Genomic DNA, 24,586 nt, shown 5'->3' with positions numbered 1-24,586 from the left:
TATTATGTATTTCGTTTTTGTTAGCCGTTATGATTTGAATCAAGTTGAGGTGCTTTGGCATACTTTTTTAGTACACTAGCCACGTCTTCTTTACTTTTTAATCGGCGTATTTCATCAAATAACTCTATTGCCTGAGGGTATTGACGCTTTAAATAACCTAACCATTGCTTTGTACGGGAAGCGAAATACTTTTCATCTTTAGCTGGATCTTGATGGATAGCTGAATGAATTAAATGGTAAATTATATGCTCCCATTGTAATTCATTATAAGACTCACCATTGACGTGTGCCTTAATTTTTTTAGCTAAATCAGGGTGAGATAACGCACCTCGACCTAACATTAAGTCGCTACAGCCGCTGCGTTTTTGACATAACATTGCGTCCTCTACCTGCCAAATTTCACCATTAGCAACTACCGCAATATTTTTACCTTTTATTATAGGTGGTATTTTCTCCCAATACGCTGGAGGGTTGTATCCATCTCGTTTAGTCCTTGCATGGATAGCAACGCTATTAGCACCTGCACTGACTACCGCATCGACTATTTCTTGGCTATTACTATCATCGTCAAAGCCAAGACGTATTTTTGCACTTACTTCATGCTGGTCATCTACGGCGTCTCTAACTGCTTTTATTATTGAATACATGTGTTCAGGATCTTTAAGCAATACAGCACCACCTCTGCTCCTGTTAACTGTTTTTGCAGGGCAACCAAAGTTAAGATCAATACCGTGAGAGCCTAAATTAATTGCTTTAACTGCATTTTCAGCCAAAACATCAGCAACTTGACCTAATAATTGTATGCGAACAGGCGTGCCAGCACGTGTAAATCCATTATTGGCTAGCTCGGGGCAATAGCGATGGAATACTTTATCAGGTAAGCATGCTTCAACGACTCTTACAAACTCAGTTACGCATAAATCAAACCCACCAATATCAGTAAGTAATTGGCGCATTTTAAAATCAACAACACCTTCCATAGGCGCTAAAACAAGTTTCATAAAGAGATTAATTCTTTGGAAAAAGTGGACGCACAGTTTACCTGTAAATATCACATTGATAAATCCGTAATTATCATCCACATTTTCTTTAAAAAACGAAAAGTAAATAATATTGAAAATAAATGAAAGTTTTTGTTCTTGATCTGGTCTACTTAACTATACAAACAATATACGAATGTAAAATATATTCGTAATTGGCATAAAATCACAACACTTGAGTTAAGAGAGCCACTAAATGAATACAATTAAAAAAAATACAATCGCGTTAACTTTAGGTGCAGTCGTTATTGGCTCTGCAGGTTTTGTATCAGCTGATGCACAAGCTAACCCATTTGAGTTTCAACAATTAGTCACTGGTTACCAATTAGACGCAACCGAAGGTAAGTGCGGCGAAGGCAAATGTGGTGGCGATGCAAAAGACGCCAAAGACATGAAAGCTAAAGCTGAAGGTAAGTGCGGCGAAGGCAAATGTGGTGGCGATGCAAAAGATACCAAAGACATGAAAGCCAAAACTGAAGGTAAGTGCGGCGAAGGTAAATGTGGCGGCGACGCAAAAGATGCTAAAGGCATGAAAGCAAAAGCTGAAGGCAAGTGCGGTGAAGGTAAATGTGGCGGCGACGCAAAAGATACCAAAGACATGAAAGCCAAAACAGAAGGTAAGTGCGGCGGCGACGCAAAAGATACCAAAGGCATGAAAGCTAAAACTGAAGGTAAGTGCGGTGAAGGTAAATGTGGCGGTCGTTAATTTATTAGTTTAAATAAGTTATGCTAAAGGGACCTTATGGTCCTTTTTTGTTATGTTAGAGGTGTGTATGGCACAGTATAAAAGCACAAATTTTGGAATGGTGGGTCTTGGTCTACGCCGAGAAATGCTTGATGAATTACTCGAGCATGTACCTAAACAAATTGATTTTTTAGAAGTTGCTCCAGAGAATTGGTTAAAGTTAGGTGGACGTTTTAAAAAGCAGTTTAAAACATTAACAGACGCAAATAACTTTATTTGCCATGGTTTGTCACTCTCAATTGGCTCGCCCGAACCATTAGATATAAAATTTATTAAATCGTTAAAAGTTTTTTTTGATGAGCACAATATAAAAATTTTTAGTGAGCACTTAAGTTATTGCTCGGGAACTGGACACATGTACGATTTAATGCCAATTCCATTTACACAAGATGCTATTGCACACGTTGTGCCGCGTATAAAGCAGGTTCAAGATATACTTGAGCGTCAAATCGCGATAGAAAACGTGTCTTACTATGGCGCCCCTGGGCAGCAATTATCAGAGCTTGAATTTACAAACACCATTTTAGAGCAAGCTGATTGTAAACTTTTACTTGATGTGAATAATATTTATGTAAACTCAATAAATCATAGCTATAACGCGCAAGAGTTTTTAACAAACTTACCTTCAAATCGTATCGCTTACGGGCACGTTGCCGGTCATTACAACGAAGCGGATGACTTAATAGTAGATACACACGGAGCCGATGTAATTGACCCTGTATGGCAACTACTTGATAGGGCATATGAGGTGCATGGTGTATTTCCTACATTGCTTGAACGTGATTTTAATATTCCTACTATGAACGTGCTTACAAAAGAGTTAGATATAATTCATGAGTTACAATCTAAGTACCTTGATTCAACACTTATAAAGCAGAGTGCTTAGCTATGGGCTTTATTGAAATACAAAACGAATTTATGGCGCATATTCGTAAACCCGCTATTAATAAAAAACCTAACGATATTGAAGATAGGCGAATGGCTATTTATCGAGATCTCTTTTTTAATAATATTGAAGGTTTTGTATCATCAGGTTTTCCGGTGTTAAAAACGTTATATACCGATAAACAATGGAATGTACTCGTGCGCCAGTTTTTTAGTGAATATGATTGCCATTCACCGTACTTTTTAGATATAGCAGGTGAGTTTATTAATTACTTATCAAGTAATTATAAAATGAAAAAATACGATCCTGTATTTATGCTCGAAATTGCTCACTATGAATGGGTAGAACTCGACGTATCTATAGCGATGCAAAATGAACTCGAAAAAAGATTAAAAAATACAGATATAACGAGTGCGTCACTTTGTTTATCGAGCTTGGTTCGTAATTTAAGTTACCAATTCCCAGTACAAAATATAAGTACTAGCTATAAGCCCACAGAGCCATCACCTCAGCCTAATTACTTTGTTGTATATCGTGATGAGGATGATGACGTTCAATTTTTGGCAACAAATGCGATGACTGCTTTGTTATTATCAATTATTGAGGCAAGTGAAGGCTCGACATTTGACGAAGTTTGCCAGCAGGTGTTAACTCATGCACCACAATTTAATGCAGAGCAAATTGCTCAAGGCGCATTGGTTACCCTCAGTGCAATGGCGGAACGTGGTGTAATTGTGACAAAAAATCAAGATTAAGGTCTTTATTGATGATTTTACATCGTCTATTATGGCAGCCTTATTTGCCGTGCTTAATAAAAGGTTGTACTAATGTCAGATGATAAAGACTTTAAAGATCCGTTCAACGCGACTTACTTTCTTGCATTTTTAGCTGTATTTGCAGGAATTGGTTGTTTAAATGCAATTTTAGGCTGGATCACTAGCTTAACTTAAATGCATAGCGTTTATTAAGGCTGTTGTTTTACTTCAGCCTTGAATTACTTTATTTTTAATTATCCTATATAGATCGTGTTGACCTTTCAGGATTGAAACTTATTCAATCTAGAGGCGTTTTAATTACGGCGCGTGATTTATAACTTAATAGTTTTGATAACTACTGCAGCGTTACGCTAATAACTTACACCCTTGTAAGAATAAGTAAAAACAAAGCAAAGCTTCCGCGTCTTGCCTAAACCCCTTACGTATATTCACATATTCAACAAAGAGTAAATTGCGCCTAGGAAGAACCCAATGGCAGTACATGTTATACCTTTAAACTGTGTTGTTGTGTAATTATAAGAATAATCAGACCATATAAGCTCAGTATGTCTAAAACAAACCAACTGCTTAAATTCAATTTCCAAAGATAAATACGCCCATACTTAATACTTCTTTTTAAATAACGTCAAACTCGCATTTAAAGGTCACTTAAGGTTATAATCACCTGCTTTGTAATATAAACAATTGAGCAGTTAAAATTATGACTCAAGTAACACCAGCAATTATCAAAAACAGCATAACTACAATTGCTGATTATCCAAAGCCGGGCATCATGTTTCGCGATGTAACCACTTTAATGGCAAATCCAGAAGCATTTAAAGCTACCATTGACGCTTTTATCGCTGAATATAAAGATCAAGGGTTTACTAAAATAATTGGTACAGAATCACGTGGCTTTATTTTTGGTGCTCCACTGTCTTACGCGCTAGGCATTCCATTTATTCCAGTACGTAAACCAGGTAAGTTACCGCGCGAAGTTATTCGTCAAGATTACTTACTTGAGTACGGTGAAGACACGCTAGAGCTGCATGTTGATGCGATCGTACCTGGCGATAAAGTATTATTAGTTGATGACTTATTAGCAACTGGCGGCACAATCGAAGCCACAGCTAAATTAGTTCATAAACTAGGTGGCGAAGCCACTGATGCTGCATTTGTTGTATCATTACCAGGACTTGGTGGCGAGCAGCGCATCAAAAAAATGGGTATTAAAATCCTAAAATTGGTTGAATTCGAAGGCGAGTAATCGATGAGTTATCAGGTTCTAGCGAGAAAATGGCGTCCTCAAACCTTTCATGAATTGGTTGGGCAGTCTCATGTTAAGCAAGCGCTTGTAAATGCGCTTACACAAAATAGACTGCATCACGCTTATTTATTCACTGGAACCCGCGGTGTGGGTAAAACGACCATTGCGCGTATTTTTGCTAAAAGCTTAAATTGCGACGAAGGTATATCTGCAAATCCGTGTGGTCAATGTAGCAGCTGTTTAGATATAGAAGCAGGGCGCTACATTGATTTACTCGAAATAGATGCGGCTTCTCGTACAAAAGTAGAAGACACCCGTGAAATACTCGATAACGTTCAATATGCGCCAACGCGCGGACGTTATAAAGTGTACCTAATCGATGAAGTTCACATGCTTTCTAAGCACAGCTTTAATGCGCTTTTAAAAACGCTTGAAGAGCCACCAGAGCATGTGAAATTTTTATTAGCGACTACCGATCCTCAAAAATTACCAGTCACTATTTTATCTCGCTGTTTGCAATTTAATTTAAACGCCTTATCGCAAAGTGAAATTAAAACACAGCTTGAACATGTACTTACGCAAGAGCAGCTTAACTATGACAATGATGCGCTTAGTATTATTGCAAAAGCCGCTGATGGTAGTATGCGTGACGCACTTAGCCTAACCGACCAAGCTATAGCGCAAACAAATGGTGATATTAATAATCAAGCAGTACAAACAATGCTTGGTTTGATGGATACACATTATAGCCAAAGCTTATTAGCTGCATTACTTGCACAAGATGGCGTTGCGCTAATGAGTGAAGTGGCAAATGTAGCGAGCCGAAATCCAAACTATATTGCTTTGCTTGATGATTTAATTGCATTGACGCATTTAACACAATTAAGCCAATTAGTACCAGAAGCCGCTGCGCTTGATGAAACGAATGCTGACTATATCGCGCATGTTGCACAGCATACTAATCCTCAACAAATTCAAGTTTATTACCAGTTATTATTAAATGGTAAAAAAGACTTACAATGGGCACCAGAGCCTCGTTTAGGTTTTGAGATGATAATGCTAAGATTATTAGCGTTTGAGTCTGCTGGTACACAAAGCCAGCAGTCTGAGCCAGTCTCGGGAGCTAAGCCAGTACAAAGTAATGCAGGTCGAGCCGATGCGTTACGCGATATATTGAATAAGAATAAATCAGCGAAGAAAAACTCTGAAGAACAACCAATACAACAGTTAGAACAACGTTCAACACAAAATCCAATACAAAAAAGTAGTCCTGTCGAAGAAAAACACACAGAGCAACTTAGCGCTATTGAAGATAATAAAAAAAGTGTAGAAAGTAATACTCAAGCTAATAATCACGAACTTGAGTCCGAAGTTAAAAATTCTCCAGTAACATTAACGCAATCAGGTGATTCTCAACACACTGCCAATGATAATGAGCGTCAAGTTAATAAAGTAACCGACGAGCAAGCGCAGCGCGAAAGTGAAGACGAAGCGTACATGCAACACAGTGATGTGGAGCAAACACTAGTTGCACAGTTTGATGATGTAATGAATAGCGCGGTTGACCAAGGGTTTAACTCTGTAAATCATTCACATAATAATGCTGAAAACAATTCAGAACCGAGCACCCCGGTTATACAACAAGACCAAGACAGTGCTGCAAATGCCTCTATTGTAGAGCGAGAAGCACAAGCTCAGTCGGCTATTGCACGTATTTTACGTGATAGAAATATATCAGGGGCGGGAACGCTTTCTAGTGCAAACAAGCGTGATACACAAAGCACAAACAGTAATACGAGTACCAATAAAAGTAATCCGGTAGTAAGTGATACTAATACTGGAAATAGGCACACTAACGTAAATAAAGTGCCTAGCGAAAATTCGACTGCCGCTACTACTTTTGATAACAGTAATGCTTTGGCTAATAACAATACTGGTGCAGATGGTTTTAATGCATCATCAAATGGTACAAAATTAGACAACACACATATTGCACCAAGTCATTCAGATAACCCGCCACCGTGGGCTACGGATATGACAGGTGAGAGNGGGAGCCATACACAAACGCAAGAGCCAATACAGCAAAGGCCTGAGCGAAAAATCGACTTTAGAGAAAAACACCAAACGATTACCGAAAACTTAGCGCCGGAGTTACTTGAGCAAATAAATCCTCAAAAAGTACCTGAGGTTGCTCCTCAAGAGCCTAGTATTCCTACGCCAGATGATTTTCAAAGTCCTATAAGTGAAATAAGATTTGCGCATCAACAAGACGAGTGGGCATATTTAATTAAACGAATGGGACTGGGTGGTCGTATGCGTCAATTTGCATTACATTCAATTTTTACCAAACAAGGTAACAATTTACATATTGATGTAGACGAATCTCAAAAGCATTTAGATACACCAGTGCTACGTCAAAAGCTCGATGCTGCATTATCAAGTATTTATGAGCATAACGTCTCACTTAGTATTAATTTTGCTAAAGGCGTAATTGACTCTCCTTACCTTATTCAGCAAAAAATTGATGTAGGTCGTCATCAACAAGCAATAGATGTGATCACTTCGGATAGTAACATAGTACAATTTCAACAAATATTTAGCGCCGAAATCGACGAAAATAGTATTCAGGCATTGTAATTCCTTACAATAGCCCCTATGTTCATGTTAATTAATGTATTAAAAAAGAAAGAGAGAAAGTTATGTTTAAAGGTGGAATGGGCAACATGATGAAGCAAGCGCAGCAAATGCAAGATCGCATGCAAAAAGCCCAAGACGAAATCGCAACTTTAGAAGTTGTTGGTGAAGCCGGTGCCGGTTTAGTTAAAGTAACTATGCTTGGTAACCACAACGTACGCCGTGTTGAAATTGACGCAAGTTTAATGGAAGACGACAAAGACATGATTGAAGACTTACTTGCAGCAGCTTGTAACGACGCTGTACGCCGTGTAGCAGACGAAACACAAGAGCGTATGGGTAAAGTAACTGGCGGTATGCAACTACCACCAGGTATGAAAATGCCGTTTTAAGTAAATAATGCAACTTTCAGATAGCCTAACCCAGCTTATAGAAGCGCTTCGTTGCCAGCCTGGTATTGGTCCTAAATCGGCGCAACGTATTGCCTTTCATTTATTAGAGCGCGACCGTAAAGGCGGCACTCAGTTGGGTAATGCACTTACCAAAGCAATGACGGCTGTTGGTCATTGTCAGTCTTGTCGTACTTTTTGCGAACAAGCGCAATGTGATATTTGTTTAAGTACAAAACGCCAAGACAGCGGTATATTGTGTGTTGTTGAATCGCCAAGTGACGTACTTGCGATTGAGCAAACGGGTCAATACTTAGGTTTATACTTTGTATTAATGGGGCATTTATCGCCGATTGATGGTATAGGTCCTAAAGAAATTGGTCTTGATGTACTTGATAAAAAATTATCACAAGGCGGTATAAACGAAGTGATTTTAGCAACCAACCCGACGGTTGAAGGTGAAACCACTGCACATTATATTGCTCAACTTTGCCATAAATACAAAGTAGGCGCTTCGCGTATCGCCCACGGAATACCTGTTGGTGGCGAACTTGATTTAGTTGATGGCACTACTCTCATGCATGCCTTTAGTGGTAGAAGAGCGGTTACCGAAAGCTAATTTAAAAGAGCTATTTGATAATAATTTTAAAAGCCCACACAATTTAAATTGTATGGGCTTTTTTGTTTTTAAACGAATGTATTGTTTTGTTATTCGTAATTTATTTATGAACTGTGTATTCTACGTTATGTATCTAATTGGTAAGGAATGCAATGCAAGATAATAAACAACAATATCAGGGATCTTTGCTTACTAGTAAGCGTTTTTTTCCGCTTTTTATTACGCAGTTTTTTTCGGCAATAAACGATAATATTTACAAGCAATCAGTACTTATTTTATTAATATTTCAAGCCGCGAATGTTGCTGATGGTGCTTTTTATTCTAATTTAGCAGCAGGCTTATTTATTCTTCCTTTCTTTTTATTTTCGGGAATGGCAGGTCAACTTGCAGAAAAAACCGAAAAATCTAAACTGATTAGAATCGTAAAACTGTGTGAAATACCAATTATGGCAATTGGTGTTGTGTCTATTTTAACTCAATATGTTTGGTTGATGTTAGCCACTGTATTTTTAATGGGATTGCAAAGTACATTTTTTGGTCCATTAAAATACTCTATTTTACCCCAACACGTAGCGCCAAATGAACTGACAAAAGCGAATGGTTTAGTTGAATCAGGTACATTTGTTGCGATACTAATCGGGACTATTTTTGGTACTTATTATATAACACAATCAACGGGTCCCATTTTTATAAGTATTGCAGTGCTAGTGTTAGCTGTTATAGGTTATGCGAGTAGCCGATATATTCCAATTAGTGAAGCGAACGACCCTAATTTAACATTTACTTATAATATTTTTTCATCCACAAAAAGTGTGTTTAAAGCACTTAATTCGCAAACCGAGTCGGTAGGTAAATCTGTTCTTGGTATTAGTTGGTTTTGGTTGATTGGTGCAATAATTTTAACTACTTTACCAAGCTATGTGAAACATGTGATGGGAGGCAATGAACTGGTTGTAACCAGCGCATTAGTTGTTTTTTCACTTAGCATTGCAATTGGTTCCTTATTGTGTGAAAAACTATCTCGTTCACGTATAGAGTTAGGTATTGTGCCTTTTGGTGCTATTTTAATTACCTTGTTTTTATACTTACTGAGCCAAGAGCCCGCTATTAGTGCATATACAAATCAAAGTAATGAATTGTTAACTCTTGAACAAGTGCTAAAAACAGGCGATATGTTGTGGCATTTTGTATGGATGGCAGGCATTGGTATTGGCTCTGGTTTTTATACTGTACCGCTGTATGCGCTTATTCAACAGCGCACTGAAGAATCTAGTCGCTCACGAGTTATAGCCGCTAACAATGTCTTAAATGCGTTGTTTATGGTGGGCAGTGCTATTTTAAGCATTGTTACGTTGTCTATTTTAAAGTGGAGTATTTCAGAACTTCTGTTGTTACTTGCTGGTTTAAATCTACTTATCTCTATTTATATCTATACAAAAGTCCCTGAGTTCTTTTTACGTTTTGTTATTTATATTTTGGCTATTTGTATGTACAGAGTGCGCACAAAAGGGGAGAGTAATATTCCGGATGAAGGCGCTGCTGTTGTTGTGTGTAATCATGTCAGTTTTGTCGATTGGATGTTTATTTTAGCTACATCACCAAGACCAATCCGATTTATGGTATTTGCCCCTATTTATTATTCGCCCGCTTTGCATTGGTTATTTAAAATGGCTAAGGCTATTCCAATTAACAGTGAGAAAACCAATCCAGAAGCGTTTAAAAAAGCGTTTGATGAAGTTGCAACAGCACTTGATAAAGGCGAGCTTGTTGGTATTTTCCCTGAAGGAAAGCTAACAAGTGATGGCTCAGTGGATATTTTTCGCCGTGGAATAGAGCGCATTATTGAGCGCTCCCACGTGCCAGTTGTTCCTGTGCATTTAGGTGGTTTGTGGGGCAGTATGTTTAGCCGAAAAGCTAAGTGGCAATTACCACGATTAAAATGGTCTTTAGTGTCGGTTACTGTAGGTGAAGTTATTGCTGCTGACAAAGTGACTGCTGACGGTTTACGCGAGCAGGTGTTAGCTTTAAAAGCGCTTCACTCTAAAGGTATTGATTAACTTAATGATTACTTCTGCATCTGACACGCACTTAATAAAGCACGTTATTATCGATAACTTTGTAGCGCCTAAATGCGATGAGTTTATTGAAATATTATACCAAGATGACGATATTTTACTTATTAATAAACCCAGTGGATTATTAAGCTTGTCGGGTAAAAATCCTCTTAACTGGGACTCAGTACATTACCGTTTAGTAAATGGTCAAAAGAGGTTAACAGCCGCTTTTCCTGAGGCAAAGTTACCNCGGCTAGATTTGGGTACATCTGGTATTATGATTGTAGGGCTAAACGCCGTAGCGTCTAAACATCTTAACAAACAGTTTCAGGTGCGTACTATTCAAAAGCGCTATGTAGCCATGGTTGAAGGGTGCTTGGCTGTTAGTGAGGGACAAATTACTGCGCCAATAGCGAAAGATAAACTGCTTTTTCCGCGCGTTAAAATTTGTCAATCAACAGGTAAAACAGCAGTGAGTGAATATAAAGTCCTTGAGCGGCTTAATCACCCATTTAGAACGTTAGTGCAATTTACGCCTGTTACCGGTCGTACTCATCAATTGAGAATACACAGCCAGTTTATAGGCCATCCTATTTTAGGATGCGATTTGTATAAAAGTGAACAAAGTGAAAATATGGCAGGGCGTTTACAATTACACGCGAGCGATTTATATTTTGAGCACCCAACAAGTGGTGAAAGGGTTCATATTAATTGCCCGCACTCATTTTAGATAAACGTGTTGCTGTGCTTTTTTCGTTTCACCTTTTTTTAATTTTTCCCTTGAAGTTCTAACACCTCACCCCATATTAAGTGCATAACGCAGACACTTTGCAAATTGGAGATATATAAATGACTGCAGCACAAAAAGAAACATTAGGCTTTCAAACAGAAGTAAAACAATTATTAAACTTAATGATCCATTCTCTTTATTCAAATAAAGAAATCTTTTTACGCGAGCTTGTGTCAAACGCATCAGACGCAGCAGACAAGTTACGCTTTTTAGCGCTATCTCAAGGCGACCTTTATCAAGGTGATGCAGACTTACGTGTACGTATTAGTGCAGATAAAGAAGCAAATACAATTACCATTTCTGATAATGGTATTGGTATGACTCGTGATGAAGTAATTAGCTCGCTAGGTACTATTGCAAAGTCAGGTACTGCTGAGTTTTTCAAAAACTTAACAGGGGATCAAAGTAAAGATTCACAATTAATTGGTCAATTTGGTGTTGGTTTTTACTCAGCATTTATTGTTGCCGATTTAGTGACTGTTCGTACACGTAAAGCGGGTGAAACAACTGCTTACGAGTGGGAATCTCAAGGTGAAGGCGAATATACACTTCAAGAAATTGAAAAAGAAAGCCGTGGTACCGAGATCACTTTACATCTTCGTGATGAAGAAAAAGAATTTTCTGACGATTACCGCTTACGTGGCATTGTTACTAAATACTCAGACCATATTTCAACACCAGTACAAATGTTTAAAGCAGAAGTACCAGAGTCTGAAGGCGAAGATGGCGAAAAAATCGCTGCAGTACCCGGTGAGTGGGAAAGCATTAACCGCGCAACTGCATTGTGGACACGTGATAAGTCAGAGCTTTCTGATGACGAATACAAAGAGTTTTACAAGCACGTAAGCCACGATTGGGAAGATCCACTTAGCTGGGCACATAATAAGGTTGAAGGTAAAACTGAATACACTAGCCTTTTATACATCCCTAAAAAAGCACCTTTCGATTTATGGAACCGTGAACGTCAAAGTGGTTTAAAACTTTACGTACAACGTGTATTTGTAATGGATGATGCTGAGCAGTTTATGCCAAGCTACCTTCGCTTTGTAAAAGGTTTATTAGATTCAAACGATTTACCGTTAAACGTATCTCGCGAAATTCTACAAGATAACAAAGTAACGCAAGCTATTCGTAAAGGGTGTACATCGCGCATTATTAAAATGCTTGAGCGTATGGCTAAAAACAAAGCTGACGATTACCAAGTATTTTGGAACGAGTTTGGTCAAGTAATGAAAGAAGGCCCAGCTGAAGATGCAGCAAACAAAGAAGCTGTTTGTAAGTTATTACGCTTTTCTTCTACTCATACTGATTCAGAAACGCAAGATGTGTCGCTTGAGCAATATGTTGAGCGTATGAACGAAGGCCAAGACAAAATTTACTACGTTGTTGCTGATACATTTACCTCTGCGAAAAACTCACCACATTTAGAGATTTTCCGCAAAAAAGGTATTGAAGTATTATTGTTAAGTGACCGTGTTGATGAGTGGATGATGAGCCACTTAACTGAATTTGCTGATAAGCAACTGCAGTCAATTACACGTGGTGATTTAGATTTAGGTAAGCTGGACGACGAAGAGACTAAAAAAGCGCAAGAAGAGTCTGAAAAAGAGATGGCTGGGCTTGTTGAACGTATTAAAACAGCACTAGGTGATGACGTTAAAGAAGTACGCTTTACGCACCGCTTAACAGACTCTCCAGCATGTGTTGTAAGCGACGACAACGACATGAGCTCACAAATGCAAAAGCTAATGGAATCTGTTGGTCAAGCAGCCCCTGAAGCGAAACCTGTGTTTGAGCTAAACCCAGAACACCAACTTGTTAAGCATTTAAATGACGAGCAAGACGAAGATAAGTTTTCACAGTGGTCACATGTTTTACTAGACCAAGCATTACTTGCAGAGCGCGGTACACTTAAAGATCCAACTGGATTTGTTACTCGCTTAAACAAGCTTATGCTTGAACTAAGCAAGTAGTCAGTTAGCTATTTATTTAGTTAATAAAAGTATAAATTATATGCTTTAAATAAAAGGGAACGTATGTTCCCTTTTTTAATGCGCTGTAAATGCATCAACGACTCATCAATTAGTATAAGTTGCTTGAGTATCGGCGGCGCTTGTGGAAGAATTCAGGCTTTAAAATAAATATCCATACTAGGGGACAATAATATGCGCATTATTCTTTTGGGCGCTCCAGGTGCCGGTAAAGGTACTCAAGCTCAGTTTTTAATGGACAAATACGGTATTCCACAAATTTCTACTGGCGATATGTTACGTGCAGCAATTAAAGAAGGCACTCCATTAGGCTTAGAAGCAAAAAAAGTAATGGATGCTGGTCAACTAATTTCTGATGATATTATTATTGGTTTAGTAAAAGAACGTATTACTAAAGCGGATTGTGAGAAAGGCTTTTTACTTGATGGTTTCCCACGCACAATTCCTCAAGCCGATGCAATGAAAGAAAATGGCGTAGTGGTTGATCACGTTATTGAATTTGACGTTGCGGATGAAGTAATTGTTGAGCGTATGGGCGGACGTCGTGTTCATCCTGGTTCTGGTCGTGTTTACCACATTGTTTATAACCCGCCAAAAGTGGAAGGTAAAGACAACGAAACTGGAGATGACTTAATTGTTCGCGCTGACGATACTGAAGAAACAGTACGTAAACGTTTAGGTATTTACCACGAGCAAACTATGCCATTGGTTGATTATTACCAAGCAGAAGCTGCGGCTGGTAACACTCAATACCATAAATTAGATGGTACACAAGCTGTTGAAGCTGTTAGTTCACAACTTGGTGAGCTTTTAGGTTAATTACAAAAGCACATTAAAAAACCGCCAACTGGCGGTTTTTTGTTTTAAGGCTGTTTAGCATTACTTAATTAGCACTACTTGATCGGCATTACAGCGTTTTGAGTTTCTCGATTATGCTATCGTATTCTGGTTCAGTTGAAAGGCTAGCTACTAACTGTTTATAAACTACTTTATGGCTTTCATCTAAAATAAGCACAGCTCGCGTTAGTAAGCCCATATCTTTAATAATCAATCCATAGTTTTGACCAAAATCACGCCAAACAGAATCAGATAAAGTAATTACTTTGTCGATATTTTCGGCTTTGCAAAAACGTTTTTGAGCGAAAGGTAAATCAGCACTGATTGTTAACATTGCCACAGCGGGGAACTGTTTTGCCACTTTTTCGTTAAAATGCTTGGTTTGCAAGCTGCAAATGCCAGTATCTAAACTTGGAACAACACTAATTAAAATAGCTTGTCCTTTATAGTCATTAAGTGTAACTGGTGTAAACGCATCATTCACAACTTTAAAGTTAGGCGCGCTATCACCAACAGAAACACCTTTACCTAATAAAGTTATAGGTTTACCTTGGGCTGAGACTTTTCCTGCATCAAGTGTGTTTTCAGGGATATCGGATGCTACAGCCACAGAGCAAAATACACTCAAGGCAAAAGCTAATGAACGAAACATAAGGTATTTCCTTTTAAATTAACGCAATAGGCGGCAGTGTATTATACTGCGCCATAGTAACCAAGCGATTATGTAGTTCTAATGGAGTAGTTATTAGTTCTGTCATTTAAAAATTGTAACTGGGTTAAACTTTGATTAACATATAGTTATAAAGAATATCTTTAATAATAAAAATAAAATAAAACCAATATAACTTTGATATTTATAACTGGTTTAAAAATAGAGAGATAGTATGTCAACATCAGTACTAATATGTGATGATTCGAAATTAGCGAGGCGCCAGTTAGCCCGCTCTTTGCCTGACGATTGGGATATTAAAGTTGAGTTTGCGCTTGATGGTGTTGACTGTATTAGACAAATAAAATCAATCCAACCTGAGATCCTTTTCCTCGATTTAAATATGCCCGAAATGGATGGTTATGAAGTATTAATAGCTATGCAAGAGCAGGGACTTAATATACTTACCGTTGTAGTCTCTGGTGATATACAACCGAGTGCACACCAACGAGTGCTCGAACTCGGTGCAATCGATTTTATTCAAAAGCCTTGCTCGGCAGAAAAACTAGCAAACATAATTGAACACCATGGCATTAAAGATAAAGCTATGCGTGAGCGCCTTTCTCATTCATTAGGTGAGCAAGTTGACCCTGATGTACGTGATATATACCAAGAACTTACAAACGTGGCTATGGGGCAGGCAGGAGACTTACTCGCACGCTTGCTTAATGTATTTGTAAAACTCCCCATTCCGAATGTAAATATTTTAGAGGTGAGTGAACTTGATATGGCACTGCGCTCTATTGATAGTAATGCATCTACTTCGGGTGTTTGCCAAGGTTTTATTGGTGGTGGTGTATCGGGTGAGGCATTATTATTATTAAATGATTCTAGTTTTAAAGAAATTGCGTCTTTAATGAATTACGATGGTGAGCTAAACGATAAAGTTGAGCTTGAATTACTTATGGATATAAGTAACATTTTAATAGGGGCTATTTTAACGGGTCTTTCAAAGCAGCTTGATATGTCGTTTAGCCAAGGTCACCCCATAGTACTTGGTCAACATAGAGATGTATCCGAATTAGTAAGAGCGAATAAACCTCGATGGCAGCGAACGCTTGCTATTGAGATTAGCTACGGCATAGAAAATCACGATATAAATTGTGACCTTATGCTGTTATTTACTGAAGATTCACTTAAAACTTTGAAATACAAAGTTGCTTACCTATTAGAAGATTGAGTTATGGCTGCTGATTTAGAGATGACTGAGATCCATTGGTTAATGGATATGTTTAATACCGTCGATGTAGGTCTTGTGGTACTCGATAGGGACTATAAGGTATGTGTATGGAATGGTTTTATGGAAAACCATTCAGGACTATTACCAAGTGCGGTAAAAGATAAAGATTTATTTGATTTATTCCCTGCAATAGACGAAAAATGGTTTAGAAGTAAGTCTGAGTCAGTATTTGTATTAAAAAATCGTTCATTTACTATTTGGGAACAGCAACCTTATATATTTCGCTTTAAAAATTATCGCCCAATTACGGGTAAAGCAGATTATATGTATCAAAATGCTACTTTTATTCCTCTTACAAATACCATGGGTGAGGTTAGTCATATTTGCATTATTCTTTATGATGTAACCGATATTGCGGTTAATAAAAAAGAGCTAGAAGACTTAAATAAAAAGCTAGAACAAGTGAGTCAAACCGACAGCTTAACGCAATTGGCTAATAGAGGTCATTGGGAGAGTACGCTAAGACAGGAGTTTTTACGTACAAAACGCAGTGAAGGCTGCAGTACCTTACTCATTTTTGATATTGATCATTTTAAAAAAGTAAATGACGAATACGGTCATAGCTGTGGAGATGAGGCTTTACGTCATCTTTCAAAGTTATTACGCTCAGCGCTACGCGAAACCGATATGGCGGGACGTTACGGGGGCGAGGAATTTGTAATTACTTTACTTGATACAGATAAAGAAGGTGCGTCTATATTTGCAGAGCGTTTAAGGCAATTAATTGAATCAAAACCTGTTTTATATAAAGATCTTGAAATTAATATGACTGTAAGTATTGGCTTTGCCTGTTTTAGTAATGAATTTAAAGATCATGAACGTTGGATTGAGGCCGCTGATAAGGCGCTCTATTATTCTAAAAATAATGGTCGTAATAAAGTAACAGCTTACGATGATATTGAAGTGGTAAAATAAGTTTAAGTAAATACATTATTTTTCTACTGATTTGTGTCAAATACTTCTAAACGAGCCGTTATAACCCGTTAGCTTTTTCTGGCGATAATCAAATAACAAATTGCTTGTTTCTTCAACACTAAAAGTAACAACATAAATGTGCTTGTTACTATTCAATATTATCAATCTGTTGTATGGCGAGAGTCATCTTTTGGGCATTGACCAATTATTGAGACCTCATCAAAATTTGACTCTTGTTCTAGTTTTACCTTAAAGCCCCATAGTCTGTAAAGATGCTTAAGTACTTCTTCGTGCGAGTTTGCTAAAGGAATGTTGTTATGGGGTACATAGCGCAATGTAAGCGATCTATCCCCTCTAATATCAACATCATACACTTGAATGTTAGGCTCATGATTACTTAAGTTATACTGCGCTGAGAGTGCTTCTCTCACTGCTTTGTAGCCGTTGTCGTTATGTATTGCGCCAACTTCTAAATGGGGATTATTAGTGTGGTCAATAATGGTAAATAATTTAAAATCACGAATTAACTTAGGCGATAAAAATTGGCTAATAAAACTCTCATCTTTAAAGTTTTCCATTGCAAAATGCAGTGTATCTAGCCAATTACTGCCTGCATATTCAGGAAACCAGCGTTTATCTTCTTCAGTTGGGTGCTCACATATTCTGCGAATATCAACCATCATATTAAAGCCTAAAGCGTATGGGTTAATACCTGAATAATATTTACTGTTATAAGGTGGCTGATAAACTACGTTGGTATGGCTTTGTAAAAACTCTAACATGAAAGAGTCGGTGACTTTTCCCTCATCATATAAGTGATTAAGGATGGTGTAATGCCAAAAAGTTGCCCAGCCTTCGTTCATTACTTGAGTTTGTTTTTGTGGGTAAAAGTATTGCGAAATTTTACGAACAATACGTATCACTTCACGTTGCCAAGAGTCGAGTAATGGGGCATTTTTTTCAATAAAATACAAAATATTTTCTTGAGGTTCAGAAGGGAAATGGCGGACTTTCTTTTTGGTTTCTTGCTGTTGCTCAGGAATAGTTCGCCATAATTCGTTTACTTGCGATTGAAGGTAGTCTTCACGCTCTTGTTGGCGTTTTTGCTCTTCAAATAGCGATATTTGTTGTGGACGTTTGTAGCGATCGACTCCGTAATTCATTAATGCATGACATGAGTCGAGTAGAGCTTCTACTTGTGTAATACCGTGCTTTTCTTCACAGCGACTTATGTAGTTTTTAGCAAATACCAAGTAATCAATAATTGAGCCAGCATCGGTCCAGGTTTTAAATAAGTAATTACCTTTAAAAAATGAGTTATGTCCGTAACATGCATGCGCCATTACAAGCGCTTGCATAGGTAAGGTATTTTCTTCCATTAAGTACGCAATACAAGGGTCTGAATTTATCACTATTTCGTAAGCGAGACCCATTTGTCCGCGCTTATAATTTTGCTCTGTTTGGATAAACTTCTTACCGTAAGACCAATGACTATAGCCAATAGGCATACCAACGCTTGAATAAGCATCCATCATTTGCTCTGCGGTTATCACTTCAATTTGATTAGGATAGGAGTCTAACCTGTAGTGAGCTGCAACACGGGCAATTTCACTTTGATATTCATTTAATAAATCAAAGGTCCAATCTGGGCCATCACTCAATCGTTTATCTTTCATAATGTTACCTCGCTTTAGGCTATGCAGAGTTTTTCTGTTGACGACCTTTTTTAAATAGCTCCCTAAAAATTGGGTAAATATCTTCAACGCTTTGAATATGTTGTATGGCGAAATTATTATGGCTGTGTGTTATGGATTCATATTCGCGCCATAGGCTTTGATGAGCACGAGTGGTTATTTCAATATAAGCAAAATAACGTACTGCGCTTAAGAGCTTATTACGTAAAATTTCACCACACTGCGGGGTGTCGTCCGCCCAGTTATCGCCATCAGAGGCTTGTGCGGCGTATACATTCCACTCGTTTGCGTGGTAACGCTCTTTTATTATTTCGTTCATTAATTTAAGAGCACTTGAAACAATAGTGCCGCCAGTTTCTTGGGAATAAAAAAACTCTTGTTCGTCTACTTCTTTTGCTTGTGTGTGGTGGCGAATATAAACAACTTCTATATCTTTATAGCTGCGTGTTAAAAATTGATAGAGCAAAATATAAAAACGCTTTGCCATGTCTTTTGTTGGCTGATCCATTGAGCCTGACACATCCATAATACAAAACATCACCGCTTTGCTGGTGGGGTGAGGGCGCTTTTCGTAGTTACGAAAACGCAAATAGTAGTTATCAATAAACGGAACCGACTTAATTTGCACTTTTAATGCTGCAATTTCTTTTTGTAATAAAGCAATTGCCGCTTTATCGTTATGTGGACCAGCAAGCAGCAGAGCAAGTTGTTCTTCGAGCTCTTTTAAACGGCGTTTTTTACCTGCACTCATTGCCACACGGCGTGCAAGCGAGCCTTGTAATGAGCGGACAATATCAATATTGCTTGGCATGCCGTCGCTACAAAATCCTGCGCGGTGGGTTTTCATTTGCACTAGCTTATCAAGCTGGTTCTCTTGTAAGTTAGGGAGCTCTAAATCTTCAAACAGTAAATCAAGGTATTCATCTTTTGAAATAGAGAATACAAACTCATCTTGTCCTTCGCCCGAATCGCTGGCGTCACCTTCACCGGCACCACTGCCTTGTCCGCCTTTAGGGCGCTCAATTTTATCACCTGTAGAAAACTGATCGTTACCAGGGTGAATTTGTTCTCTATTCCCGCTTTGCCCTTGATGAAACGTAGGTTCGCTGATATCGCGTTGTGGAATAGAAATACTCTCACCAGAGCTTGAATCGGTAACGCTGCGTTTGTTAATCGCATCTGAAACCGCTTCTTTAATTTGTTTTTTATAGCGCCTAATAAAGCGCTGGCGATTAAGCGTACTTTTATTTTTTCCGTTTAAACGCCTATCTATAAAATGCGCCATATTGACCTCCTATATACTACGACTATGAAGGTTATTGCGATTTTCTAACCCGTAAATACCACTCAGAAAGCAAGCGAACTTGTTTTTGTGTATAGCCTTTTTCGACCATACGGTTCACAAAATCCTCGTGCTTTTGCTGATCCTCTGCAGACGTTTTAGTATTAAACGAAATTACGGGGAGCAAATCTTCGGTATTAGAGAACATTTTTTTCTCAATAACCGTGCGTAGTTTTTCGTAGCTTGTCCATAGTGGGTTTTTACCGTTGTTGTGCGCACGGGCACGCAATACAAAGTTCACTATTTCATTTCGGAAATCTTTAGGGTTAGAAATACCTGCTGGCTTTTCTATTTTTTCAAGTTCGGCATTAAGTGCCTCGCGGTCAAATAGTTGTCCCGTATCAGGGTCGCGATATTCTTGGTCTTGTATCCAAAAGTCTGCATAAATAACATAACGGTCAAAAATGTTTTGTCCGTATTCTGAATACGATTCTAAATAAGCGGTTTGCAGTTCTTTACCTATAAACTCTACATATTGCGGAATTAAATAGCCTTTTAGAAAGCTTAAATAACGCTCTTCTATTTCGCTTGAAAATTGTTCGCGCTCTATTTGTTGCTCAAGTACATAAAATAAGTGCACTGGGTTTGCGGCAACCTCAGTGGTATCAAAATTAAACACGCGAGATAAAATCTTAAACGCAAAGCGGGTAGAAAGTCCCGTCATGCCTTCATCAACACCTGCGTAATCACGATATTCTTGATACGATTTTGCTTTAGGGTCGGTGTCTTTTAGAGTTTCGCCATCGTATACCCGCATTTTAGAATAAATACTTGAATTTTCTGGCTCTTTTAAACGTGATAGCGTTGTAAATTGCGCCAATGTTTTAAGTGTACCTGGTGCGCATGGCGCGTTGTATAGCTCGCTGTGCTCAAGTAATTTGTCGTAAATTTTAATTTCTTCAGTTACACGTAAGCAGTAAGGTACTTTTACAATATAAACACGGTCTAAAAATGCTTCGTTGTTTTTATTTTTTTTAAAAGTTTGCCACTCAGACTCATTAGAGTGAGCGAGGATCATGCCATTAAAGGGCAGGGCACTAATACCTTCTGTGCCGTTGTAGTTACCTTCTTGGGTTGCGGTAAGTAAAGGGTGCAGCACTTTAATAGGCGCTTTAAACATTTCTACAAATTCCATCAGCCCTTGATTAGCTAAACATAAAGAGCCCGAGTAGGCGTATGCATCAGGATCGTTTTGGGCAAAGTGCTCAAGCTGGCGAATATCGACCTTACCCACTAGCGCCGAAATATCTTGGTTGTTTTCATCTCCAGGTTCGGTTTTGGCAATGCCTATTTGGTTTAAAATTGAGGGGTAGCGCTTAACCACTCTAAATTGGCTAATATCACCATTGAATTCTTTTAAGCGTTTGCCAGCCCAAGGCGACATAATGGTTTTTAAGTAGCGCGGTTTAATACCGTATTCTTGCTTTAGTACGTCGGCGTCCTCTATTGGGTCAAATAATGCAAGAGGATGGTCGTTTACCGGAGAGCCTTTAATTGAATAAATAGGTACTTGTTGCATTAAATATTTGAGTTTTTCAGCAATGGATGATTTACCACCCCCAACAGGTCCAAGCAAATAAAGCACTTGCTTGCATTCTTCAAGTCCTTGGGCGGCGTGTTTTAAATAAGAGACTATTTGCTCAATGGCGTCTTCCATACCATAAAAATCAGTAAAAGCTGGGTAGCGTGCAACTACTCTATTAGAAAATAACCGGCTTAGTCGTGCATCCGTTGCGGTATCTACCATGTTTGGTTCGCCAATTGCCATGAGTAGGCGTTCTGGTGCGCTGGCGTAGGCAGACTTATCGGTTTTACAAATCTCAAGAAATTCAGCGATACTGTATTCTTCTTCCTGTGCCGCTTCGTATCGTGCTTGGTAATGCTCAAAAATCGTCATAATAACCTCCGAAACCCGCTGTAAAAAGGTGCTTACCTTTTAAAGTCTAGTCGCGAATGTGTATTTTTGTGCAATAAAATTAAAAATTTAAGTGAAAAAAGATCATGTTACTAAAAGTGTTTTATTAAATAGTAAGGTGTTTAGGAGTGATAAATAAGAAACAAAAAAAGACGCCTAGGCGTCTTTTTTACATTAGCGTTTAAAGGCTAATTAAGCGAAGTTAGCGTTCGCGAATTCCCAGTTAACAAGCGACCAAAAACCTTTAAGGTAATCTGGACGAACGTTACGGTAATCAATGTAGTAAGCGTGTTCCCATAAATCCACTGTAAGGATTGGAGTAACGCCATCATCAGTTAATGGTGTAGCAGCGTTAGATGTATTAACGATGTCTAGTGAACCATCAGCAAGCTTAACTAACCACGTCCAGCTTGAACCAAAGTTATTTACTGCTTTGTCATTTAATGCAGCTTTAAACGCATCAAAAGAACCCCATTTAGCGTTGATTGCATCAGCAACTGCGCCAGTAGGCTCGCCGCCGCCGTTTGGAGATAAGCTGTTCCAGTAAAAAGTATGGTTCCAGATTTGTGCTGCGTTGTTAAATACGCCGCCTTCTGATGAACATACGATCTCTTCTAGAGATTTGTTTTCAAACTCAGTACCAGGGATTAAACCATTAAGCTTAACCACGTATGTGTTGTGGTGTTTGCCATGGTGAAACTCTAGTGTTTCTTTTGAAATATGTGGCTCAAGTGCGTCGATTGCATATGGTAGTGACGGTAGTTCAAATGCCATTTTTTTATCTCCATCTTCTTTGGTTGATAGTCCATTTGGTAATACGTAATGCCTGTTGGAACAGACCAGTTACCTATACCAAGCGGTAATATAGTGTTACTATAATTGTTGAGTATTTTACTCAAGTTTAAGCAAACAGCAATGCTATTGCGAAAGACTATTTCAATTGCGGCTTTATTTGCCCATATTAAGTTATATATTTGTGGTCACGATGAGTTATTTTCAAGACCTAAATATATTTAGCTATCGTTACTTTGAGGTTGTAGATGGAAACCATTGATAAAATTAAACAGCAAATTTCAGAAAACCCAATAATCCTTTTCATGAAAGGGTCACCAAAATTACCTAATTGTGGTTTTTCTTCACAAGCATCGCAAGCGTTAATGTCATGTGGTGAACCATTTGCATACGTTGATATTTTACTTAATCCAGACATTCGTGCTGAGCTTCCAGCATACGCAAATTGGCCAACATTCCCGCAATTATGGGTAGATGGCGAATTAGTTGGTGGTTGTGACATTATTATAGAAATGTTTCAACGCGGTGAATTACAGCCGTTAATTACAGAAACTGCTGCAAAATATAAAGAAGCTGACGCAGAGTAATTTATTACTCAACCTGCTATCAGGTTATTAAGCTCTTTAAACACAAAGCCACTTTTTAAGTGGCTTTGTTGTTTTGAATGTACACTGTTTTAAATAATTATAACTCTGGTTAGAAATCTACTAACAGGTTAATTATAAATAGTAGGGGTTCAAATTAAGGTAGCTGTTTATAGACTCACTTTTAAACTATCTTTTTTTATTTTACAAATTTGCATACATTATCTAGGGCTTGTTTATCTTTCGAGGTTAAAGCCAGTAAAATAACGAAAAAGCAATTACCGACCCCACTAACTAGTTTACAAACCTCGCGCCGTGATTAAATCGCCCCTTGATAGAATAAATTTTAATCCTGAAAGGGCAGCAGGTCTTCGTGTACTGCTACTACTATTACTAATTTTTTCAATTATCAGATATGCCTTTTTTATTAAGTTAGTTCCCCAATATAACGAGTTTTAATCAAAAATCATTTAGTAAGCTAGAATTTTACTTAGCTACTTATTGATTAGGGCGTGTTGATCTTTGCGGTATAAAAAACAAACAGCATGAGGATAAGGTATAATTGAATTCGCTAAAAAACGTTACACCGAACCCTCATGCCAAGATTAATGTTAACAGACGCGACATGGAATGTCTTATCAAAAGTAATGCACTTAAGTGGTCGAATTTATAATAAGCCTGAGCATAGAAAAACGCTCGAAGGCATACTCTATAAGATGCGTACCGGTATTCCTTGGCGAGATTTACCGTCTTATTTCGGCTCGTGGAGTGCTATCTATAGACGATTTAATTTATGGTCCAAAAAAGATATTTTGAATGAATTATTTCGTGTGTTATCCCACTATGCTGATATGGATTGGATCTTTATTGATGGCAGTATTGTCAGGGCTCACCAGCATAGTTGCGGTGCAAGAACCGCTGGCAATGAATCAATCGGTAAGAGTCGAGGTGGCAATTCGACTAAAATTCATCTTGCAGTAGATAGCGGAGGATTGCCTGTTTATTATGAATTATCCTGTGGAAATACGCATGATATCGTCCATGCAGAGTCACTTGTAGACAATTGCCCAACGAGTAATGTGGTTGTCGCAGATAAAGGCTACGATAGTGAAAAACTAAGAGAGTTTATTCGTGATAATAGCGCTACACCCGTTATTCCACGCAAGGATAACAGTTTAGTGGGTAATGAAGATATTGACTGGTGCATGTACAAATATAGGCACTTAGTTGAGAATGCCTTTGGTCGGATCAAACAATATAGAGGGATAGCTACAAGGTATGAAAAGCTTGAACGGAATTATCATTCCATGCTCGCTTTAGCATTTACTATGATGTGGCTACCAATGTGGGCTGATTAATATATATACTACAAAGATCAACAGCCCCTA

At 38.2% G+C, this 24,586-nt stretch carries 22 protein-coding genes; 16 read left to right on the top strand and 6 right to left on the bottom strand.

Features of this window, described 5'->3' with window-relative positions:
• Positions 1 to 20 precede the first annotated feature (20 nt).
• The gene (locus L647_RS0113965) at positions 21 to 1,001 is read right to left on the bottom strand and encodes a tRNA-dihydrouridine synthase (protein ID WP_024611633.1); all 981 of its coding nucleotides are present in this window, start codon (positions 999 to 1,001) and stop codon (positions 21 to 23) included.
• A gap of 235 nt (positions 1,002 to 1,236) precedes the next feature.
• On the opposite strand from L647_RS0113965, the gene L647_RS0113960 reads away from it, so the two are divergent.
• The 12 genes from L647_RS0113960 to adk all read left to right on the top strand — a co-directional run bounded on the left by L647_RS0113960 (position 1,237) and on the right by adk (position 13,989).
• Positions 1,237 to 1,746 carry a hypothetical protein gene (locus L647_RS0113960; RefSeq protein ID WP_024611632.1) on the top strand — a complete coding sequence of 170 codons (510 nt, stop codon included), beginning with the start codon at positions 1,237 to 1,239 and terminating at the stop codon, positions 1,744 to 1,746.
• Positions 1,747 to 1,813: 67 nt separating this feature from the next.
• A complete protein-coding gene (locus L647_RS0113955) occupies positions 1,814 to 2,671 on the top strand; it encodes a DUF692 domain-containing protein (RefSeq protein WP_024611631.1) in 858 nt (285 codons plus the stop codon).
• A gap of 2 nt (positions 2,672 to 2,673) precedes the next feature.
• The gene (locus tag L647_RS0113950; protein ID WP_024611630.1) at positions 2,674 to 3,426 is read left to right on the top strand and encodes a putative DNA-binding domain-containing protein; all 753 of its coding nucleotides are present in this window, start codon (positions 2,674 to 2,676) and stop codon (positions 3,424 to 3,426) included.
• A 72-nt stretch (positions 3,427 to 3,498) separates the two neighbouring features.
• On the top strand, positions 3,499 to 3,621 hold the full coding sequence (locus tag L647_RS1000000126720; protein WP_002962301.1) for a hypothetical protein: 123 nt from the start codon (positions 3,499 to 3,501) through the stop codon (positions 3,619 to 3,621).
• Positions 3,622 to 4,147: 526 nt separating this feature from the next.
• On the top strand, positions 4,148 to 4,693 hold the full coding sequence (gene apt, locus L647_RS0113940; protein ID WP_024611629.1) for an adenine phosphoribosyltransferase: 546 nt from the start codon (positions 4,148 to 4,150) through the stop codon (positions 4,691 to 4,693).
• A gap of 3 nt (positions 4,694 to 4,696) precedes the next feature.
• Positions 4,697 to 7,330, top strand: coding sequence for a DNA polymerase III subunit gamma/tau (dnaX, locus tag L647_RS0113935; RefSeq protein ID WP_024611628.1), 2,634 nt, complete (start codon positions 4,697 to 4,699; stop codon positions 7,328 to 7,330).
• 62 nt (positions 7,331 to 7,392) lie between these two features.
• Positions 7,393 to 7,719: a YbaB/EbfC family nucleoid-associated protein gene (locus tag L647_RS0113930; protein WP_024611627.1), complete on the top strand. Its 327-nt coding sequence runs from the start codon at positions 7,393 to 7,395 to the stop codon at positions 7,717 to 7,719.
• A gap of 7 nt (positions 7,720 to 7,726) precedes the next feature.
• Positions 7,727 to 8,335, top strand: coding sequence for a recombination mediator RecR (gene recR, locus L647_RS0113925; protein WP_024611626.1), 609 nt, complete (start codon positions 7,727 to 7,729; stop codon positions 8,333 to 8,335).
• Between the two features lie 152 nt (positions 8,336 to 8,487).
• Positions 8,488 to 10,392, top strand: a complete 1,905-nt coding sequence (locus L647_RS0113920; protein WP_024611625.1) for an MFS transporter — start codon at positions 8,488 to 8,490, stop codon at positions 10,390 to 10,392.
• 4 nt (positions 10,393 to 10,396) lie between these two features.
• Complete coding sequence (locus L647_RS0113915) at positions 10,397 to 11,119, top strand: RluA family pseudouridine synthase (RefSeq protein WP_029880479.1); 723 nt, start codon at positions 10,397 to 10,399, stop codon at positions 11,117 to 11,119.
• 119 nt (positions 11,120 to 11,238) lie between these two features.
• Positions 11,239 to 13,152 carry a molecular chaperone HtpG gene (gene htpG, locus L647_RS0113910; RefSeq protein ID WP_024611623.1) on the top strand — a complete coding sequence of 638 codons (1,914 nt, stop codon included), beginning with the start codon at positions 11,239 to 11,241 and terminating at the stop codon, positions 13,150 to 13,152.
• Positions 13,153 to 13,344: 192 nt separating this feature from the next.
• Positions 13,345 to 13,989 (top strand): adenylate kinase, encoded by a 645-nt coding sequence (gene adk / locus L647_RS0113905; protein WP_007584076.1) that lies wholly within the window; start codon positions 13,345 to 13,347, stop codon positions 13,987 to 13,989.
• Positions 13,990 to 14,077: 88 nt separating this feature from the next.
• On the opposite strand, the gene tpx is transcribed toward adk, so the two are convergent.
• Entirely contained in the window at positions 14,078 to 14,659 is a 582-nt protein-coding gene (gene tpx, locus L647_RS0113900; protein ID WP_024611622.1) for a thiol peroxidase, read from the bottom strand.
• Between the two features lie 232 nt (positions 14,660 to 14,891).
• On the opposite strand from tpx, the gene L647_RS0113895 reads away from it, so the two are divergent.
• On the top strand, positions 14,892 to 15,896 hold the full coding sequence (locus L647_RS0113895; protein WP_024611621.1) for a response regulator: 1,005 nt from the start codon (positions 14,892 to 14,894) through the stop codon (positions 15,894 to 15,896).
• Positions 15,897 to 15,899: 3 nt separating this feature from the next.
• Positions 15,900 to 16,871 (top strand): diguanylate cyclase, encoded by a 972-nt coding sequence (locus tag L647_RS0113890; RefSeq protein WP_024611620.1) that lies wholly within the window; start codon positions 15,900 to 15,902, stop codon positions 16,869 to 16,871.
• A gap of 161 nt (positions 16,872 to 17,032) precedes the next feature.
• Here the strand turns inward: L647_RS0113890 and L647_RS0113885 are convergent, their stop codons facing one another.
• From L647_RS0113885 to L647_RS0113870, 4 genes are all read right to left on the bottom strand, one after another.
• A complete protein-coding gene (locus L647_RS0113885; protein ID WP_024611619.1) occupies positions 17,033 to 18,547 on the bottom strand; it encodes a SpoVR family protein in 1,515 nt (504 codons plus the stop codon).
• Positions 18,548 to 18,566: 19 nt separating this feature from the next.
• Positions 18,567 to 19,850 (bottom strand): YeaH/YhbH family protein, encoded by a 1,284-nt coding sequence (locus L647_RS0113880; RefSeq protein ID WP_024611618.1) that lies wholly within the window; start codon positions 19,848 to 19,850, stop codon positions 18,567 to 18,569.
• Between the two features lie 31 nt (positions 19,851 to 19,881).
• The gene (locus tag L647_RS0113875) at positions 19,882 to 21,804 is read right to left on the bottom strand and encodes a PrkA family serine protein kinase (protein ID WP_024611617.1); all 1,923 of its coding nucleotides are present in this window, start codon (positions 21,802 to 21,804) and stop codon (positions 19,882 to 19,884) included.
• Between the two features lie 210 nt (positions 21,805 to 22,014).
• Positions 22,015 to 22,596, bottom strand: a complete 582-nt coding sequence (locus L647_RS0113870) for a Fe-Mn family superoxide dismutase (protein ID WP_024611616.1) — start codon at positions 22,594 to 22,596, stop codon at positions 22,015 to 22,017.
• Positions 22,597 to 22,862: 266 nt separating this feature from the next.
• Here L647_RS0113870 and L647_RS0113865 point away from each other — a divergent pair, with 266 nt between their 5' ends.
• Together L647_RS0113865 and L647_RS0113860 are read left to right on the top strand one after the other, a co-directional pair.
• The gene (locus tag L647_RS0113865; RefSeq protein WP_004335359.1) at positions 22,863 to 23,201 is read left to right on the top strand and encodes a Grx4 family monothiol glutaredoxin; all 339 of its coding nucleotides are present in this window, start codon (positions 22,863 to 22,865) and stop codon (positions 23,199 to 23,201) included.
• A 593-nt stretch (positions 23,202 to 23,794) separates the two neighbouring features.
• Positions 23,795 to 24,556, top strand: coding sequence for an IS5 family transposase (locus tag L647_RS0113860; protein WP_024611512.1), 762 nt, complete (start codon positions 23,795 to 23,797; stop codon positions 24,554 to 24,556).
• The last annotated feature ends 30 nt before the right edge of the window (positions 24,557 to 24,586 follow it).

Source organism: Pseudoalteromonas sp. TB64 (genome assembly GCF_000498095.1).
Classification (GTDB): Bacteria; Pseudomonadota; Gammaproteobacteria; order Enterobacterales; family Alteromonadaceae; genus Pseudoalteromonas.
The sequence above is the reverse complement of the archived record's forward strand: the minus strand, read 5'-3'. Positions and strand labels throughout refer to the sequence as shown.

Bases quoted from the DNA above. Each gene is read 5' to 3' on its own strand.
- htpG (WP_024611623.1), top strand. From the start codon at position 11,239: ATGACTGCAGCACAAAAAGAAACATTAGGCTTTCAAACAGAAGTAAAA.
- L647_RS0113860 (WP_024611512.1), top strand. From the start codon at position 23,795: ATGCCAAGATTAATGTTAACAGACGCGACATGGAATGTCTTATCAAAA.
- L647_RS0113920 (WP_024611625.1), top strand. From the start codon at position 8,488: ATGCAAGATAATAAACAACAATATCAGGGATCTTTGCTTACTAGTAAG.
- L647_RS0113875 (WP_024611617.1), bottom strand. From the start codon at position 21,804: ATGACGATTTTTGAGCATTACCAAGCACGATACGAAGCGGCACAGGAA.
- L647_RS0113955 (WP_024611631.1), top strand. From the start codon at position 1,814: ATGGCACAGTATAAAAGCACAAATTTTGGAATGGTGGGTCTTGGTCTA.
- adk (WP_007584076.1), top strand. From the start codon at position 13,345: ATGCGCATTATTCTTTTGGGCGCTCCAGGTGCCGGTAAAGGTACTCAA.
- L647_RS0113895 (WP_024611621.1), top strand. From the start codon at position 14,892: ATGTCAACATCAGTACTAATATGTGATGATTCGAAATTAGCGAGGCGC.
- L647_RS0113870 (WP_024611616.1), bottom strand. From the start codon at position 22,596: ATGGCATTTGAACTACCGTCACTACCATATGCAATCGACGCACTTGAG.
- recR (WP_024611626.1), top strand. From the start codon at position 7,727: ATGCAACTTTCAGATAGCCTAACCCAGCTTATAGAAGCGCTTCGTTGC.
- L647_RS0113890 (WP_024611620.1), top strand. From the start codon at position 15,900: ATGGCTGCTGATTTAGAGATGACTGAGATCCATTGGTTAATGGATATG.
- L647_RS0113885 (WP_024611619.1), bottom strand. From the start codon at position 18,547: ATGAAAGATAAACGATTGAGTGATGGCCCAGATTGGACCTTTGATTTA.
- apt (WP_024611629.1), top strand. From the start codon at position 4,148: ATGACTCAAGTAACACCAGCAATTATCAAAAACAGCATAACTACAATT.
- L647_RS1000000126720 (WP_002962301.1), top strand. From the start codon at position 3,499: ATGTCAGATGATAAAGACTTTAAAGATCCGTTCAACGCGACTTACTTT.
- L647_RS0113865 (WP_004335359.1), top strand. From the start codon at position 22,863: ATGGAAACCATTGATAAAATTAAACAGCAAATTTCAGAAAACCCAATA.
- L647_RS0113950 (WP_024611630.1), top strand. From the start codon at position 2,674: ATGGGCTTTATTGAAATACAAAACGAATTTATGGCGCATATTCGTAAA.
- tpx (WP_024611622.1), bottom strand. From the start codon at position 14,659: ATGTTTCGTTCATTAGCTTTTGCCTTGAGTGTATTTTGCTCTGTGGCT.
- L647_RS0113880 (WP_024611618.1), bottom strand. From the start codon at position 19,850: ATGGCGCATTTTATAGATAGGCGTTTAAACGGAAAAAATAAAAGTACG.
- L647_RS0113965 (WP_024611633.1), bottom strand. From the start codon at position 1,001: ATGAAACTTGTTTTAGCGCCTATGGAAGGTGTTGTTGATTTTAAAATG.
- L647_RS0113930 (WP_024611627.1), top strand. From the start codon at position 7,393: ATGTTTAAAGGTGGAATGGGCAACATGATGAAGCAAGCGCAGCAAATG.
- L647_RS0113960 (WP_024611632.1), top strand. From the start codon at position 1,237: ATGAATACAATTAAAAAAAATACAATCGCGTTAACTTTAGGTGCAGTC.